The organism is Candidatus Nitronereus thalassa, from assembly GCF_032191465.1.
In the GTDB taxonomy this organism is placed as follows: domain Bacteria; phylum Nitrospirota; class Nitrospiria; order Nitrospirales; family UBA8639; genus Nitronereus; species Nitronereus thalassa.
This window is the reverse complement of sequence record NZ_JAQOUE010000001.1, coordinates 899,656-916,704: the sequence shown is the minus strand read 5'-3', so window position 1 is coordinate 916,704 and position 17,049 is coordinate 899,656. Positions and strand designations below refer to the sequence as shown.

At 40.8% G+C, this 17,049-nt stretch carries 14 protein-coding genes; 13 read left to right on the top strand and 1 reads right to left on the bottom strand.

The features are described 5' to 3' along the window. The first annotated feature begins 102 nt into the window (after positions 1-102). The 7 genes from PPG34_RS04265 (at position 103) to PPG34_RS04235 (ending at position 8,768) form a co-directional block, all read left to right on the top strand. A complete protein-coding gene (locus PPG34_RS04265) occupies positions 103-1,377 on the top strand; it encodes an ABC transporter ATP-binding protein (RefSeq protein WP_313831900.1) in 1,275 nt (424 codons plus the stop codon). A 518-nt stretch (positions 1,378-1,895) separates the two neighbouring features. Next, positions 1,896-2,927, top strand: a complete 1,032-nt coding sequence (locus tag PPG34_RS04260; RefSeq protein ID WP_313831899.1) for a glycosyltransferase family 2 protein — start codon at positions 1,896-1,898, stop codon at positions 2,925-2,927. 148 nt (positions 2,928-3,075) lie between these two features. Beyond that, positions 3,076-4,224 (top strand): acyl-CoA dehydrogenase family protein, encoded by a 1,149-nt coding sequence (locus tag PPG34_RS04255; protein WP_420888060.1) that lies wholly within the window; start codon positions 3,076-3,078, stop codon positions 4,222-4,224. 47 nt (positions 4,225-4,271) lie between these two features. Then, a complete protein-coding gene (locus PPG34_RS04250; RefSeq protein WP_313831897.1) occupies positions 4,272-5,867 on the top strand; it encodes an amino acid adenylation domain-containing protein in 1,596 nt (531 codons plus the stop codon). 131 nt (positions 5,868-5,998) lie between these two features. Beyond that, on the top strand, positions 5,999-6,250 hold the full coding sequence (locus tag PPG34_RS04245; protein WP_313831896.1) for an acyl carrier protein: 252 nt from the start codon (positions 5,999-6,001) through the stop codon (positions 6,248-6,250). Between the two features lie 235 nt (positions 6,251-6,485). Further along, positions 6,486-7,676 (top strand): GNAT family N-acetyltransferase, encoded by a 1,191-nt coding sequence (locus PPG34_RS04240; protein ID WP_313831895.1) that lies wholly within the window; start codon positions 6,486-6,488, stop codon positions 7,674-7,676. Between the two features lie 12 nt (positions 7,677-7,688). Further along, positions 7,689-8,768 carry a polysaccharide deacetylase family protein gene (locus tag PPG34_RS04235; RefSeq protein ID WP_313831894.1) on the top strand — a complete coding sequence of 360 codons (1,080 nt, stop codon included), beginning with the start codon at positions 7,689-7,691 and terminating at the stop codon, positions 8,766-8,768. Positions 8,769-8,963: 195 nt separating this feature from the next. Here the strand turns inward: PPG34_RS04235 and PPG34_RS04230 are convergent, their stop codons facing one another. Beyond that, a complete protein-coding gene (locus PPG34_RS04230) occupies positions 8,964-9,443 on the bottom strand; it encodes a KdsC family phosphatase (RefSeq protein WP_313831893.1) in 480 nt (159 codons plus the stop codon). 274 nt (positions 9,444-9,717) lie between these two features. Between PPG34_RS04230 and PPG34_RS04225 the strand changes: the two genes are divergently transcribed. The 6 genes from PPG34_RS04225 (at position 9,718) to PPG34_RS04200 (ending at position 16,837) form a co-directional block, all read left to right on the top strand. After that, on the top strand, positions 9,718-10,815 hold the full coding sequence (locus PPG34_RS04225; RefSeq protein ID WP_313831892.1) for a Gfo/Idh/MocA family protein: 1,098 nt from the start codon (positions 9,718-9,720) through the stop codon (positions 10,813-10,815). Next, positions 10,796-11,617 (top strand): SDR family oxidoreductase, encoded by an 822-nt coding sequence (locus PPG34_RS04220; RefSeq protein ID WP_313834267.1) that lies wholly within the window; start codon positions 10,796-10,798, stop codon positions 11,615-11,617. Before PPG34_RS04225 ends, PPG34_RS04220 begins: the two co-directional genes overlap by 20 nt. After that, entirely contained in the window at positions 11,611-12,327 is a 717-nt protein-coding gene (locus PPG34_RS04215) for an acylneuraminate cytidylyltransferase family protein (RefSeq protein ID WP_313831891.1), read from the top strand. The genes PPG34_RS04220 and PPG34_RS04215 overlap by 7 nt, the downstream gene beginning before the upstream one ends. Before the next feature lie 295 nt (positions 12,328-12,622). Then, positions 12,623-13,537: an N-acetylneuraminate synthase family protein gene (locus tag PPG34_RS04210; RefSeq protein WP_420888083.1), complete on the top strand. Its 915-nt coding sequence runs from the start codon at positions 12,623-12,625 to the stop codon at positions 13,535-13,537. 186 nt (positions 13,538-13,723) lie between these two features. Further along, entirely contained in the window at positions 13,724-14,956 is a 1,233-nt protein-coding gene (locus PPG34_RS04205; RefSeq protein ID WP_313831889.1) for an SGNH/GDSL hydrolase family protein, read from the top strand. Between the two features lie 153 nt (positions 14,957-15,109). Then, positions 15,110-16,837, top strand: a complete 1,728-nt coding sequence (locus PPG34_RS04200; RefSeq protein ID WP_313831888.1) for a hypothetical protein — start codon at positions 15,110-15,112, stop codon at positions 16,835-16,837. Positions 16,838-17,049: the final 212 nt, after the last annotated feature.

The window sequence follows — 17,049 nt, the reverse complement described above, 5'->3', positions numbered from 1 at the left end:
ACGAGGGCAGGAAGCACCATTGGGTCAATGACCAACTGAGGGAAATCCAATTTTCGCCTGCCTTCAATTTTCGAAACCATTTAAAGATAAGTAAAAACCATTATGAGTTCTGTCGCAATAACAGTAGACCACATATCCAAACGATACAAGCTTGGAGAAGCAAAAAACCGTCATAGTTCTCTCAAGGAGCAAATGACCAAATCTCTAAAGTCAGTATTCCGAATGAATGGTCATCATTCTTCTTGCGATAAAAATGACATCTATTGGGCCCTTAAGGATATTACTTTTGAAGTTAAAGAGGGGGAAGTTGTAGGTCTCATTGGCCACAACGGTGCCGGAAAAAGCACGTTACTTAAAATCCTCACGAGAATTACTTCCCCGACCACAGGAAAAATCAAATTACATGGACGAGTCTCAAGCCTGTTGGAGGTAGGGACCGGGTTTCATCCTGAACTGACGGGGCGAGAAAACATCTATCTTAATGGCGCCATTTTAGGGATGAAGAAGGAAGAAATTTCACGAAAATTTGACGAAATCGTAGCCTTTGCGGAAGTTGAAAGGTTTCTTGATACACCGGTAAAGCGGTATTCAAGCGGAATGGGGGTTCGGTTAGCCTTTGCTGTTGCAGCACACTTAGAACCAGAGATCCTATTGATTGATGAAGTGTTGGCAGTGGGGGATTCAGGTTTTCAGCGAAAGTGTCTTGGAAAGATGGAAAGTGTATCAAAAGAAGGACGCACAATAATTTTTGTCAGTCATCAGATGGCCGCAGTATCAAACCTTTGCAATCGAGCGATTTTGCTCCAAGATGGCCAAATAAAAATGATGGGTGATACGGAATCTGTAGTGAAAAGGTATCTGGTAAATGTCGGTGAGCAAAGTGATTTACCTCTTCACGTACGTACGGACCGAGTGGGTAGCGGAAGATTGCGTTTTTCAGAATTGCGGATCGAGGATTTTAATGGAAATGCTACTAGGACAATATTGTCAGGAGAGGGAATAAAGTTAATTCTGAAATATAATTCTTGCATTGAGAATGACGATGAACTGCAGAATGTTTCAGTTGCAGCTCTATTTCTGGATCGGGGTGGAAATAAAATTTTTACTGTCGGGTCTTTTATCTCCGGTGGCGATTTTGAAAAAGCTCCCTCCTGTGGAAGTTTTGTTTGTGAAATACCGAAATTTCTTTTAGTCGAAGAAGAATATCATATTCATGTGTGGGCCTCGGTGAATGGGGAAGAGGCTGATTATGTTGAGAACGCCTTAACTGTAAATGTCGCATCTCGAAACATTTTAGGGACCAGCTTTACGTTACTTAAGCGAAAACATGGCACTTTTGTGATGCCTCATTCTTGGATGTGCCATATCTCATTATGAAAACTGGTGTAACCTTTAGTGCTATTGAATATAAAATGTTATCTGTTGCCATTCCCTTAGCGGCTAATCTATCGTGAATGTAGCTTATACCCACAGGTTGCAAGGTGCCACCGACGTCCTTTTTTGAGGCCGGTGGTTTGTAAGCCAGGAAGCTGGATGAGCGAATTTTATTGTGCTGTTGCTGCTAGCTTTCGACCAGCGCGTAAGTATTTTCCACGATAGAAAAGATTGTCCCATTCTTCAATTAATCCTGTAGTTGGCCATTACAACTCTCTTTACTGCCATTTTCTATGATTGCACGGATTTAAAGCAAGTTCAGTCCAAGTGCAAATAGGACACCATCCAAGTTGAATAAACAGTCCCTTCAACTAGTAGATCACCTCATTGGAAGGAAGTGAAGTAATGACTTCGATGGCCAGGCATTTCCGCTTAATTAATCCCAATCGTAGGGTTGTGGAATCCCCCTATATAATTGTCTGGATGGATCGTGAGGGTGACAGGCAAGGAGAAAACTGACTATGCGGATTGGCTTAAGCCCTACTAGAACCCAAAAGTCTAACTACCAGCCAGCACGTGTTACAATATGCATTTTGACCTATATTCCAGACCAAATTGGTTATTTTGCCAATCGTTTCAATGTATTAAAAATGTCCCTGGCGAGTATTTTTAAACATACTCCTCAACCCTACGACATAATGGTATTTGATAATGGAAGTTGTTCAGAAGTTGTTACGTATTTACGTGAATTGCAAACCCAAGGGAGAATCCGATATCTGATTTTATCTCAAGATAATATTGGAATATTAAATGCGTTGAAGGTCATGTTTAATGCTGCTCCCGGTGAGATTATTGCCTATTCACAAGACGATGTTTTGTTTCATTCCGGGTGGCTTGAAGCCCATTTGAAAGTAATTGATGAGTTCCCTCGTGTTGGAATGGTCAGTGGCGTACCCATTAGGTGGCAATTCCGTTACGGGAATCAGTATTTAAAAGACTATTTGTCTCAGTATCCTGAGATTGCAGTTCAATATGGGAAGTTTATACCAGAGGAGTGGGAAAAAGATTTCTTTCAGAGTGTTGGATGGGCCATGAAAGATGCGACTGCTTGCACCAGTGGTTGTACGGATATTTTACTAGAACGTAAGGGACTTCAAGCCTATTCCACTGCAACTCATTTCCAATATGTGACTCCCAAGGCCGTTATTCTTGAAGGTTTGAATGCTTGCAAATGGGACAGTCGTCTGATGGGAGGAGAGGGGCCAGCATCAGAAGAGTCGAATGCCACGGAAAGTGGATTAGACGAAAGAATCGATTCCCTGGGGTATGCTCGACTTTCTACCTTTGGTCGTTTTGTTGATCATATTGGGAATGTGATTACACCAGAATTTGAAGGGCGCTTAGCGGATTTGAAACTTGAGGAAAAAGTAGAGGTTTGGTCTCCTCCATCGACTTTTTTTTGGAAAATTGTCAGAAAAAGATTTATTAGGGAAGGAGTCAGGCGAATGTATAATTGGCTCTACTTTTTGCTTCGATATAGTCCAACGCCTTAACCTCCCATTTAAAGTTTTCTCTAATTAATTGAAAAATGCTCTCCCATTTACTTGGTATATTTTTCCAAGGAAAACGATTTCATTTTTTTCTTTAACTTTAAATATAGCCATTCGAAAACTTTAGCTACTAATAAATAGGTGTGAAAATATGGATTTCTCTTTGAACGAAGACCTTTCGCCCTTAAAACGAGATGAGGTAATTAGATTTGCACAAAAAGAGTTAAATGTTGGATTAAGAGAGCGAGAAAAAAATGGAGAATTTTCTCGTGAAAATTGGGAGAAATGTGCTCAATTTGGCATTTTAGGTTTACCCATACCAACAGAATATGGTGGACAAAATGTTGATATTGTAGCCATTACGGCCATAATGGAAGCCCTGGGATATGGTTGTCATGATAATGGACTTATTTTTGCCTTGAATGCTCAAATGTGGAGTGTGCAACTTCCTATTCTCACTTTTGGGTCTGAGAAGCAAAAAGAAAAATACTTACCAGATTTATGTAATGGAAAGTTAATTGCGGCGCATGGCATGACAGAACCAAATTCAGGTTCAGATGCCTATAGTTTATCTACCAAAGCGGAAAAGCGAAATGAAGGATATATTCTTAATGGAACAAAAACTTTTGTTGGCAGTGCCCCTATAGCGGATATTGCCGTGGTCTTTGCGACTGTTGATCCTTCACAGGGAATAAGAGGAGTAACCGCTTTTATTGTTGATACCCGAAGTCCTGGTTTTGTGATTAACAGAGAATTGGAAAAAATGGGCCTTCGAACTCATCCCATGGGGGAATTAACATTTCAGGATTGCTTTGTGCCAGAAGAAAATCGATTAGGACCAGAGGGAGCTGGTGTTGGAATTTTTAATCATTCGATGGAATGGGAGCGTAGCTTTATTTTAGCGAGTTGTCTTGGGACCATGGAGCGGCAACTGGAAACGTGCATCCAATACGCACAGAAACGACGACAGTTTAATCAGCCTATTGGAAAGTTTCAATCTGTGGGAAATCGTATTGCCGATATGAAGGTGCGATTGGAGACGGCTCGACTTATGTTGTACAAAGTCGCGTGGCTAAAAAAGATGAAAAAGTCCGCGGTAATGGAAGCCGCGATTGCCAAATTATACTTGAGTGAATGTTTTGTTCAGTCTGGTCTCGATGCCATCAGAGTCCATGGTGGTTATGGATATCTCTCCGAGTATGAGGTTGAACGTGACCTCAGAGATGCTCTTGGTGGTACATTGGCTTCAGGTACATCAGATATTCAACGAGTAATTATTGCAAAATGGTTAGGGCTCTAATACATGAAGTAGCTTCTAAGGTTTACGTGCACAATATGAGGTGATGTGTGGCCTATCTTTTACATCAGTTGCTGCAAAATAGTGCTCGGCGATTTCCTGATAAAGAAGCCGTGCGATTTCAGGGGGCAACTTTGACCTATCAAGAGGTGGATCAGGTTACCAACAAAGTTGCACAAACGCTGCTCGACTTGGGAGTTCGGCGTGGAGATCGGGTGGGAATATTTGTTTCTAAATCTCTAGCATCAATAATTGCGACTTTTGGCGTATTGAAATCAGGGGCTGTCTATGTCCCCATAGATCCAAGTGCGCCTGCACAACGGTTGTCCTATATTCTTAACAATTGTGGAATAAAAATACTTCTTTCTACTCCTGAGAAGTTGAAAAATATTGAGGAAATTGTGGCAGACTCACATTCCCTTCAATCAGTAATATTAATGGCCAACTGTAAACAAGGAAAAGAAATTCCACTAAAAGGAATTCTTCAAATTATACCTTGGTCTGTCGTCCAATCTAAAAGTGATAGACAGGTCATGTGCACTGAATCAATAGATGGAGATCTAGCATACATTCTGTATACCTCTGGTTCAACGGGGCATCCTAAAGGAGTTATGGTTTCCCATAGGGCTATATTTACATTTTTAAACTGGTGCTATGAAAAATTCTCAATTACCGAAAATGATCGAATCCCTTTCCATGCGCCACTTCATTTTGATTTATCTACGTTTGAAATTTTTGTGACTATCATGGCGGGTGGAACAATTATCATTGTCCCTGAAAATCTTTCGGTATTCCCGGTTCAATTAGTTGAATTGTTAGAATCAGAAAAAATTACGGTAGTTTATCTTGTGCCGTCGATACTTTCTATGATGGTGAATTATGGAGAACTTGATACCCATGATCTTACGAGAGTGCGAATGGTTTTATTTGCAGGAGAGGTTTTTCCTATTAAATATTTACGAAAGTTAACGGAAAAACTTACCCGAGCGGAGTTTTACAATTTGTACGGTCCTACTGAGACTAATGTATGTACTTATTATAAGGTGCAAGGTAGGGATGTCTATCCTGATCAAAGGCGACCGCTTCCGATAGGAATTGCATGTGAGAACATTGAGGTCTTCGCCGTAAATGATGATGGACAAAAAGTGACGAAACCAGGGGAGAGAGGTGAGCTTTGGGTAAGAGGGGCATGTCTTGCTCATGGATATTGGGGAGATTTGGAAAAGACCACGCAACGGTTTATCAATAATTCGTTTCAAGAAAACTTTACGGATCTAGCGTATAAAACCGGTGATATCGTAATGCTGGACCAAGATGGTGTTAACTGGGAGTTTATCGGAAGAAATGACCATATGGTCAAATCTCGGGGATATCGCATTGAGCTGGGGGAGATTGAATCGGCCCTGTATCATTATCCGGGAGTTAAAGAAGTCGCCGTGGTTGCGATTCCCGATGAACTTATTGGAAATCGATTGAAAGCCTATGTCGTGCCAATGGATGGAACGGAACTCGCAGGTAAAGAAATTGAAACTCACTGTTGGAAATGTCTTCCGCGATATATGATTCCAGAGAGTATTGAGTTGTGCCAAGATTTACCAAAAACCTCCACAGGGAAAATCAATCGCCCTCTGTTAGCCTGTGTGTAAAATCACAGTTGATTTACAAACATAACAATTTCATTTTTGCGAAGGGCTCATGATAATAGAATGCATATCTTGCCGTAGAGCCTTATCAAGAAAGTTGTTGAACCTGAAATTTCTAGGAAAGGGTTGTGTGCATGAACAACGAAGAAAAATTAAAGACATTTTTACTAGATAAAACTACTAGCGATGGTAGTATGGGCGAATTAGGGTATGACGAAAATTTGTATACTCTAGGAATCCTGGATTCCCTAGCCTTTATTCAGTTGATACGTTTTCTTGAAGAGGAATTCGGAGTTGCAGTAGGTGATGGTGAAGTCATTCCCAAAAATTTTGAGACAATCAATAATATTGTGGGTTTCCTCGAAAAGAAACAAGACGCAAGTTAAGTTTGAATTGTCACGATACCCTCGGGCGCAAGTTCATTTTACCTCCTTCGTTTTTATTTCTGCTTATCCCATCAAACTGGCTATTTGCTTGGGAAAAGTATCTGGTGAACGATCTCAAACATTGAATATTTAGTGTGGGGTTGGGGACAGGTCCCCATAAATCCTTGTGTGTTGTGCTTTGTGGTGATTTTGTCATTTGGCATGGTCATATGATTGAGAAAGCCCAATAAAGTTTATGCAAGATATACAAATTGATAGAGTCAAAGTTAAGGAACTCGTTGAGTTCGCAGATAGCATTATCGAAAAGGAAAAAGACTCTGGGGTCATTCCAATTACCAAGCACTTAGCTATTGCTCAGGCGAAAAATCCCTATGCTGATGCGGTGGATGTTGGATTAATCGTGGCCTATCTTAATGGCCGTTGCGCTGGATATATTGGGTTGATTCCAGGATTGCTCAGAAATGGCGAGGAATTCTCTAAGGTATTTTGGGCTTCGACATTTTATGTTGCCCCGCAATATAGAACGGCTGGGATTGGTCTGTTGTTAATCAAAAATTTGTTGTCTCTCAAGATTGATTTAGTTGGCGCTGAAATGAGCCAAATGGCTGAGAAGGTATGGAGGGGGCTCGGACTAATTGGCCCATTAGGGCCGCGAAGTGTTTTTGTCGTGAATGTGAATAAACTGAATTGGATTGATCCAATTTTGTGTTTCCTTGAGAAGCGAGTTGCTAATTTAAGGGGTGCCACTCGTTTTGGGTTGTCATCTATTGTAAGGCGGGTTGTTGGGAAGTGGAAGGGGCGGATCTACTCTCGGACAAAAAAGGGATATTTCAAGCTGCTTTTATGGGTATTCCGTAGAGAACTGCACAGTATTTATTGTGAAACCGTTACAGCCATTCCTCCTGAAAGGTTTCCTCGTAATGTCCAACAGTCCACGGCGGAATTTTACCGGGGACCTGAATGGATCAATTGGAAAATTCAATACCAGTGGCTTTTTAGTAAAGATGAAATTGACGTTTCATACGACAATTATCATTTTCGTGGAGTCCGAGAGCATTTTCAAATAAAACCTTTATTGATTTATTCTTCTTGTAAGGAACGGTTCCTAGGGTTCCTCCTGGTATCTCTTAGCGTTGAAGGGGGGAATGCTACAATAAAAGTGTTAGATTTTAAATTGGAAGAGCATTGCGATTTGTCGGTGATCTTTCTTGCTGTTTTGCAACAGGCGGCAAAATTTAATGTTGATGCGATCGTTATTTCACCTAAATTGTCGACATTTTTTATGACACATGGGATATCCAGGTTTTTATTATCCGAAATTAAGCATCTGTATGTTTGTCGACCAGAGCATAAAAATAGCCCCTTAGCTCAAGTGGTGAATGAAATTGAAGTTGACCTTTGTGATGGCGATTATTCTTTTGTCTGAGAAAAAATAAAAATGGGAATAATTTTAACAAAGAGAATGTTGTTGCGGTATATTGGAAAGTGTGGTCGGAAGTTCGCAGAGGTGTTGCCACTTTCGGCTTACCGAATTTTTATGAGAAGAGAGGTGACGGGTTTGAACTACCATATCGTCTCAGATCAAGATTTGCCTCATATCAAATACACTTTGCCTTATAAATCTCACAAGCAATTTGAAAACGATCTGACATACCTTAAGAGTAACTATAAGCTTCTTTCCTATTCGCAGGTTGAAGAACTCATTTTGAAGAACACGCGAGAATTTGAGAATTCAGTAATATTAACCTTTGATGATGGGTATTCAGAATGTTACTCAGTGGTTATGCCCCTATTAAAAAAACATAATATTCCTTGTATGTTTTTTGTGACATCTGAAGTCATTGATAACAAATTTATGGTGTATCCGAATAAAATGTCCCTAATTGATGACGTAATGATGAGTCTGGATGATGTGAAGTTTGAGGGAGTATTGCAGGATATTAACCACCGGTTTAAGCAAAACCTCAAAACCCGCAAAGGGTTTCTAGCGTGGATGGGATCTTTGCATTATTCTGACACCCCAATGATTGATGAAATGTGTGTCATGCTGAACATTGACGTTCAACAATACTTGAAAAAACATCAACCATATTTAACTTCTCAAGAGATTAAGAGGTTAGTGCAGAATGGTTTCACCGTCGGGGCGCATGGCCAACGGCACGCATACCTTTACACTTTAAAAACGAGGAAGCAGATTGAGGAAGAGATTGTAACCTCATGCAGGGTTATCAAAGAAGTTACCGGCCAAGAGAAGGTTCCTTTTGCCTTTCCGTTTTCGGCAGACTATTTAGATCGAGAATTTCTGGAAGATGTCGTTAAGAGATATGACTTTATTGGATTGTTGTTTGATATGCGGGAATTCAAAAAGGATCGGTCGTTCATCGTCAATAGAATTTGGGGGGATGACCCAGAGGGGTGCGTAGAAGGCAAATCCAATGTCCAGCATCTTTTTCATCGCGCATATCGAAATCATAGTGAGAAGCTATTTGAGCCATTCCTTAGAGGAAATGAAGGATAGGCCAATCTGGGGCAGATGATATCCTAAGTTATGTTGAACAAGAATTAAGGGAAGGAATTAGCCTTGGTATTTCATGGCCTTATTTGACGGGGTAGGTTTAGTTGAAGGGGAATCATTTCAATAGGATATAATAATTAGTAGGTGGTGTAATTTAAAGAGGATCTGATGTCTTATGGTAAAGTGGATTCTTGAAGGTTAATTCAATAAATCAGCAAGTTCTCGAATGACACCTTCTCCGCCACGCGTTTGTAAAACTTTGTTCGCCATTTTACATATTGTAGGATGGGCATCAGCAGGAGCAATAGGAAATCCGACCAATTTCATGGCTTCGAGGTCATTGACATCATTTCCTATATAAAGAATTGAGCTTAGAGGCAGTCTTTTTTTTTGACAATATTGCGTTAGCGTCGCTCGCTTATCCTTCACACCCATCAGTATAGGCAAACCAACTTTTTTGGCACGAGCCTTCACGACTTTATTCGTTTCGGTAGATAAAATAATTTGGGGAATGCCTTTATTTTTAATAAGTTCTATTCCTAACCCATCGGCCCGGGATACCCATACACCCTCACGGCCATCCTCCATGGTTAAGACCCGATTGTCTGTCATGACTCCGTCAAAATCATACACGATTAGGCGTAATTGTTGGATTGGAATTTTTTTAGCCTTGTTCATGTCTTGAAAAAGGGAAAGCGGTTTTTTTCATCCTATAGCCACAGTTCTATGCCAACATTTTTTCATTCCTCAATTTTCATAGGATATGCTGCATGCTGCCTTTGATAGGGGCGAGATCCTAACAGAGGAAGGCAACTTCGGCAACCACTTTTTAAATTGAAGGGGTCTCATGTGGTGCCTCATATTTCTTTCATCCATATGATGCGCCGGTGCTTTGACTTTGATATTTCATTTTTTACCGTAGGCGAAGAGATTGGATGAAGCAGAAATTGTCATGACTGAAACACGAAACGAAATACATGAATGTGGTGATGATCTGAAGGTTCTTTTTGTTGGTTTGGGGGCTGTAGGGCAGAGGCATCTTCATAACCTACGGGCCTTACTTGGGAATAAGGTTGAGGTGATGGCCTGGCGCACAGGTAAAAATAACCATGTTCATTTTGATCATTCATTGGAACAAAAAACAGGAGCTTTAGAAAAACGCTATGGACTGAATGTGGTGCCGAGTCTAGAGGAGGCATTGAATCAGAAACCACAAATAGTGTTTATTGCCAATCCTAGCAGTTTGCATGTGCCTGTAGCCTTGGCTGCAGCGGAGGCAGGATGTCACTTATTTATTGAAAAACCCCTCTCTAATTCAACAATGGGACTCGACGAATTACAGGCCATTGTTCAAAAAAAATCACTCCATGTCATGGTGGGTTTTCAGTTCCGGTTTAACCCAGGCCTTCGTGCAGTTAAACAGTTAATTGATGATGGTGCAATTGGCAAGGTCGTTTCTTGTCAGGTGCATTGGGGGGAATATCTGCCGGGGTGGCATCCTTGGGAAGACTATAGAAAAAGCTACAGTGCCCAGGAAGATTTGGGGGGAGGGGTTATTCTCACCTTATGTCATCCTTTTGACTATCTGAGATGGCTCATTGGTGAGATACAATCCGTTTCTGCAATATCTGGTCTGGTTGGGGGGTTAGAACTAGAAGTAGAAGATACCGCTAATATCAATGTAGAGTTCCAGTCCGGTGTGATAGGCACGGTTCATTTAGATTATGTGCAACGTCCTCCTTCTCATTGGATTCAAATTACGGGTCAGACTGGGACTATCAAATGGGATAATGCCGATGGCACTGTGACTTATTATCAAGCGGATGAGCAAAAGTGGCATGCCATTCCTTCTCCACCAGGGTTTGAAAGAAATAATATGTTTTTGGATGAAGTCCAACATTTTTTTGATTGCCTATATAAAAACGAGGAACCCGTTGTATCCTTGAATGATGGTATTCGCGCCTTGGAGATTGCGTTGGCCGCAAAGGAATCTGGCGTGCAGAGGAAAGTGATTGAGGTGAGTAGTGAATATGTATTTAAAAATGTCTGATTTGTCAGGTCGAGTCACTATCGTAACGGGTGGAGCTGGTTTGCTTGGTCGTCAGTATGCCGTCGCTCTTGCACAAGCAGGTGCCCACGTGGTGATTGCGGATATCAATCTTCAGGCAGCAGAGAACTTGGCTTATGAAGTTACTCAGTCTTCAAAAGCGAGGGCATTAGGAATTCAAACCGATGTATCGAGTAATGCCTCAGTTCAAGCGATGATTGCTCAGACCATTGCTGAATTTGGCCGAGTGGACATTTTGGTGAACAATGCTGCGCTGGATCCTAAGTTTGATCCTGATCATGCTAGTGAGCAAATAAATAGTTTTGAAGAGTATCCTCTGCAGCTGTGGAATGACAGTTTGGCTGTCAATGTAACAGGGATGTTTTTATGTGCTCAAGCAGTTGCGCCGACCATGTTAGCTCAACAAAAAGGCGTGATTGTTAATGTTTCTTCGATTTATGGTTTGGTGGGACCGGACCAACGAATCTACCAAAGTGACTCTGGTGGAACACCTGTTTATAAACCTGTAACGTATTCGGTAACCAAGAGCGCTGTCTTAGGCCTTACCTCTTATTTAGCCACTTATTGGGCTAACAAAAATATTCGTGTGAATACTTTGACTCTTGGTGGAGTTTTTAATAATCACGAAGAGCAATTTGTGAAGAACTACAGTTATCGAACTCCTTTGGGGAGAATGGCGGAGAAAGAAGAGTATTGTGGTGCATTGTTGTTTTTAGTTTCCGATGCCTCCTCTTATATGACGGGATCCAATTTGGTTATTGATGGAGGATGGACCGCATGGTAGAGACCCCTGAAATTTTAGCCATCATTCCTGCACGAGGAGGGTCAAAGTCGATACCCATGAAGAATTTGGCCTCCCTGGCAGGCCAACCACTTATTGCCTTTAGTGTCCAGGTCGCTCAACAAAGTAAATTAATCTCAAGAACTATTGTCAGTACTGATTCCGAGGAAATTCGAGAGGTCAGTAGGGGATTGGGGGCAGAAGTTCCATTTTTGCGTCCATCGGAATTGGCGCAAGATGATACTAAAGATTTCCCGGTTTTTCTTCACGCCTTGGAATGGTTGAAAACGTATGAAGGATATTTGCCAGATTTTGTAGTCCATTTGCGTCCGACAACACCGCTTCGAAGGGCAGAAAAAATTGATGAAGCGATTCAACTCTTAGTCGATAATCCTAGTGCCGATTCGGTGAGAGCGGTAACCTTCCCATTGCAAAATCCGTTTAAAATGTGGACGGAAGAAGCTCACTTTATGAAGCCCCTCGTGGATCTCAATATTCCTGAACCCTATAACCAGCCACGGCAAAATTTACCAAGGGTCCTTTGGCAGACGGGGTATGTTGATGTCATTGCCAGATCGACTCTAGAACTAAAGCATTCCATGACGGGTGATTATATTTTGCCGTTTATCATGGAAGAACAAAATATCATTGATATTGATCAACCTCTAAGTTTAAAAATTGCAGAATTCCTCCTCAAAGAAGAGGTGTATTAACAAAATACGTGAGCATGGTTTGTTTCTGGCAATGTGCTCGAAGGGTGGATAGATTGGAAAGTATTAAAGCCATTTCACCCTCCTGAATTCCTCACGCAAAAATATTTTCCTCGGTTCCTAGGCAGTCAATCCCCACAATCGTATTCCTTGCCATGATTTCCCTTCCGGAAATTGATGGGAGGACCCCTTACGTAAAGATGAGAATGATAGAGCGAAGAGTCCGCGTAAATATACAAACATTAGAGGGGGGCCCGGCATGGGTTATACCCTCATTTAAATTGGAGGCTAGAAGATGATGGACAAAATTAAACAGGCCCAACCACCAGTAGTGATTGCTGAAATAGGATGTAATCATAAAGGTGATCTCGGGATTGCGAAAGAGATGATTCGAATAGCAAAGCTATTTTGCAACGTGGAATATGTGAAGTTTCAGAAGCGAAACTCGCGAGAACTAATGACGGACGAGCAATATAATTCTCCTCATCCTGTCCCCTATCACTCCTATGGCGAAACATATGGACAGCATCGAGAATTTTTAGAATTTGATATCGACCAACATGCACAATTGAAGGAATATTGCGAGGGTTTAGGCATTGGCTATAGCTGTTCTGTATGGGATATGACGTCTTTAAAGGAAATCATGGAGTTGAATCTGGATCATATAAAAATTCCATCGGCTATTAATACGCACTGGGAGTTATTGGAGCATATGTGCAGGTATTATAAAGGGGATATACACATTTCACTTGGTATGACGACCTATGAAGAACAAGGTAAAATTATACAACTGCTTCAAAATCATAAACGTCTTCAAGATGTCGTGCTGTACCATTGTACGTCAGGGTATCCTGTTCCACATCGAGATATTTGCTTGCTTGGGATTCGGCAACTCGTCGAGTCATTAGGTGAAAGAGTAAAAGCAATTGGGTTTTCTGCTCATTACACGGGAATTGGATTAGATGGCGCTGCGTATGTGTTAGGCGCTCAATATATTGAACGGCATTTTACGCTCGATCGATCCTGGAAAGGGACAGATCATGCGGCTTCATTAGAGCCAGATGGACTGCGAAGGGTTCGGAAAGACACGATAGCTATTGCGGAAGCTCTCAGAAATAAAGATACCGATATCTTAGATATTGAGCTGCCACAAAGGAAAAAACTGAAATGGCAACCAAAGGAAAGCGTCGTAATGAGTGCCAGTGGGTTTTGATTGGTAACTAGCCTGAGGCGACATAACTTTAACTTCTCCCCTAAGGGAAAGCCATTGGGAGACAAACTTACATTCAAATAGAGATTTCATAGTAAAGATCTCCAAAGTATCTTTGTCTTCATGATGTAGTTTTGAAAATGTCGTAATCGTGAAGGCTTGCATAGCGATTTCTTAGAGGATCATTAGATGACCAAAGATATAAGAAAGACCAGGGTGAATAGCCTTAATAGTGTGCAGAAATTCATTTCATCGTGCGGGAAATTTTGCCAGTTTGTAGGCTATATGGCTATTTTATTTGTGGCCGGACACTTTCTTTTAGGTGCTGGTATCTATGTGAAACATAACTATTCACATATTGTAGGCAAAGGGTTAAATGTGCAATTGAGCGGTGTTGACTCAAGAGCAAAGCTACCTGCCTATGAATCCTATCCAGATAAGGAGGCATTCTGGCAAGAACAAGTAAACGCTTTCGATACGATGCACTTTGAGCCGTACTACCATTGGCGAGGCAATGAGTTAAGTGGGAAATATATAAATGTAGGTTCTGATGGTGTGAGGTTTACGCTTAATTCTGGTCAAAGCAAGGGTGGGAAGAAAGTGTTTTTGTTCGGAGGATCAACCATGTGGGGAATGGGAGTAAAGGATGAACATACTATTCCCTCTTTTCTTCAAGCGATACTTGGAAATGAGTATGTTGTCTATAACTATGGTGAAACCGGGTGGGTTTCAACGCAAGAATTAAACTATTTAATGTATCAATTAGTGAAGGGGAATATTCCTGATGTCGTCGTGTTCTACGATGGTGTCAATGATGGATATGCCGGTGCATATTCACCGGCTATCCCTAGAGATCCTCATAACCTCAGGTCTGATCAAATAAGTAAAAAACAAGGCAGCCCTATTGAATCTAGCTTGATCGTAAAAATTTTCAAATGGTCTAATTATTGGAGTCTTGTCGGTTACCTGAAACGTTCATTGTGGACGAATGCATACTTGGAAGAACAAGAATTAGAAAAATGGGATAGCATCGTTCAACCAAAGGTTACTGAAAATACTAAAGGTGTCATTGATGCGTATGAAGCCCATGTTCGCCAGGTAAAAGCTCTTGCTAAAGAGTATGGGTTTCAGGTCTTTTTCTTTTGGCAACCCAATCTCCTTAGTGGAACAAGGAATCTCTTGCCGTATGAAGCGGAGATCTTAAGAAACAATAGTACTCCGGTGTTTAGAGAGTCGCAACGCAAAGTTTTTTTTGAAGCCAAAGCGAGACTGTCTGATAAGGAAGATGAGAATATATATTTTTTAGGAAATATGTTTGATGATGTTGCTGAGCCCATTTACATCGATTGGTGTCACGTGGGACCGAAAGGTAACGAAATAGTCGCAAAAGAGATAGGGCAACGTATTCAGAAAATTTTGTGAAAAATCAAAAGCTATGCTGGAAAGGGGTGTTCCTCTTTTTAGCTTCCTGTGCCGAAATAAAATCGCAAAAGTTTTTGATTCCATATAGAGATACTTCCAAATTAACTATCTCTTCTGAAAATACGTTTTCTTACAGTAGGGTATAAACGAGATATGAGAAATCCCGTTTTAAGGAAAAGAATAAAATCATTACTTCATATTTTTGGACTATTAAGCATTGCTTGGTCTTTCTTCTATTTTATTCGTTTGTTAGTAAATCCTGAGCTTCGGCGACAAGAAAAAGAGGGCAAGGATTTAGAGAAAGCGAAACAACAGAGGTTTGCCGAATACAAAAATGCACATGGAGGTATTCTTAAGCATAATTTGAATCTCACCAATACTAATCTTCGAAAAGTTTTGATCAGTAGTATTGGTTTCCCAGAGATTGAAATTGAGTTGGGTTTGATTAAAGGATTTGAATTAGCTGGATTTGAACCCGTTGTTCTGATTATGGACGAAGATGAATTACTTCGACAGTATTATGACCTTGCTGGGATTAAGCACGTATTCCGTTATCGTGAGGCTTCTGAAAAATCTGAATTTTTGGCTGTGGCTGAAACAGTTGTTCGGGACGCCAGATCTGTAGATGACCTTCTAAATTTTGAATATTGTAATGCCAGAGTTGGCCGATTTGCAGTGGCCACAATGTTACGCAGGCTTCGTTTAGGTTCACTTGAGTTTAATTCTGAACAGATTCGTGAGCCTTTAGTAAAACACCTTGTGACATCGATGGCCTTTGCACGGTCAGCTCAAGAAATACTTCATCAAGTGAAGCCTGATTTGGCCATGTTTGTAGATGGAGTTTATACTCCAGAAGGAGAATTGTTTGATAATTGTTTGGCGTATGGAATTGAAGCTATTTCATGGGATATCGGCCATAAGAACAATTCTATTATGTTTAAGCGGTACTCTTATGATATTCGAAATGATCATCCCTGGTCGATATCGAACGAAACTTGGGAGTTACTCAAAAATCTCGATTGGACGGAAGCACATACCAAGGAACTCAATCAGGAATTTTACAATGGCTATGCCAGTGGTAGTTGGTATAGTGCCAATGGAACACAATTTAACAAACGCTTCATGAATCCTGATGAGATAAAAGAGAAAATTGGCCTAAATCCATCAAAGAAGACAGCAATAGTGTTTCCCCATATTTTATGGGATGCTCCGATCTTTCATGGTGAGAACTTATTTGAAAGTTATAAAGAATGGTTTATTGAAACAGTCAGGATGGCTTGTCAAAACGAGCAAGTAAATTGGGTAATAAAAATTCATCCGGCTCATGTAGGAAAGGGGACTGTCGAGGGGTTTCACGGGGAGCCGGCTGAAGTGATAGCATTGCGAGAGGTTTTTGGCCTTCTTCCTGCTCATATTTTTCTTCTTCCTGCACATTATGACATTAGTACTTTGTCCCTTTTCCCGATTATGGATTATTGCCTGACTGTGCGTGGTACTGTGGGAATTGAAGCAGCCAGGATGGGAGTGCCGGTACTCACTGGAGGTTCTGGGCGATATTCACACAAAGGGTTTACCATAGACTCCCAAACGAAAGAACAGTATTTCACAAGACTTTCAAGTATTCAAAATATTCCGCCACTTACTCAGAAGCAAAAAGAATTGGCAGACCGTTTTGCCTACGGAACGTTTATGCTTCGGCCACTTCCTCTAACCTCAATGAACTTTGAATATCATCAGAATATTGGTTTAGAAAATCGATTCAATCAAAACCGAATAAATATTAAGACTAAAGAAGAATGGTATTCTGCTCCTGACCTTGGTGCATTCGCTCAATGGGTGAAAAATAAGGGCCAGCCAGATTTTTTAATGCCTATTGAATAGATAAAAAATGGTCTTGTTTTAGTGGCGAAGTTGATTTCTTTAAAAATTTCTCATCCTAAAGTAAGGATATGAGTAAAGAGTGTAGGTAGAGAAAAGTATTAAAGAGTTGCCTGCCTTCCTATGATTTTCCCTGAAAATGGTAAGCACAAACTTTCGGGCGGTGACTTGTTTTTTTGTAATGAAAAAGGATTTGTAACTTATGATGTCGGTTG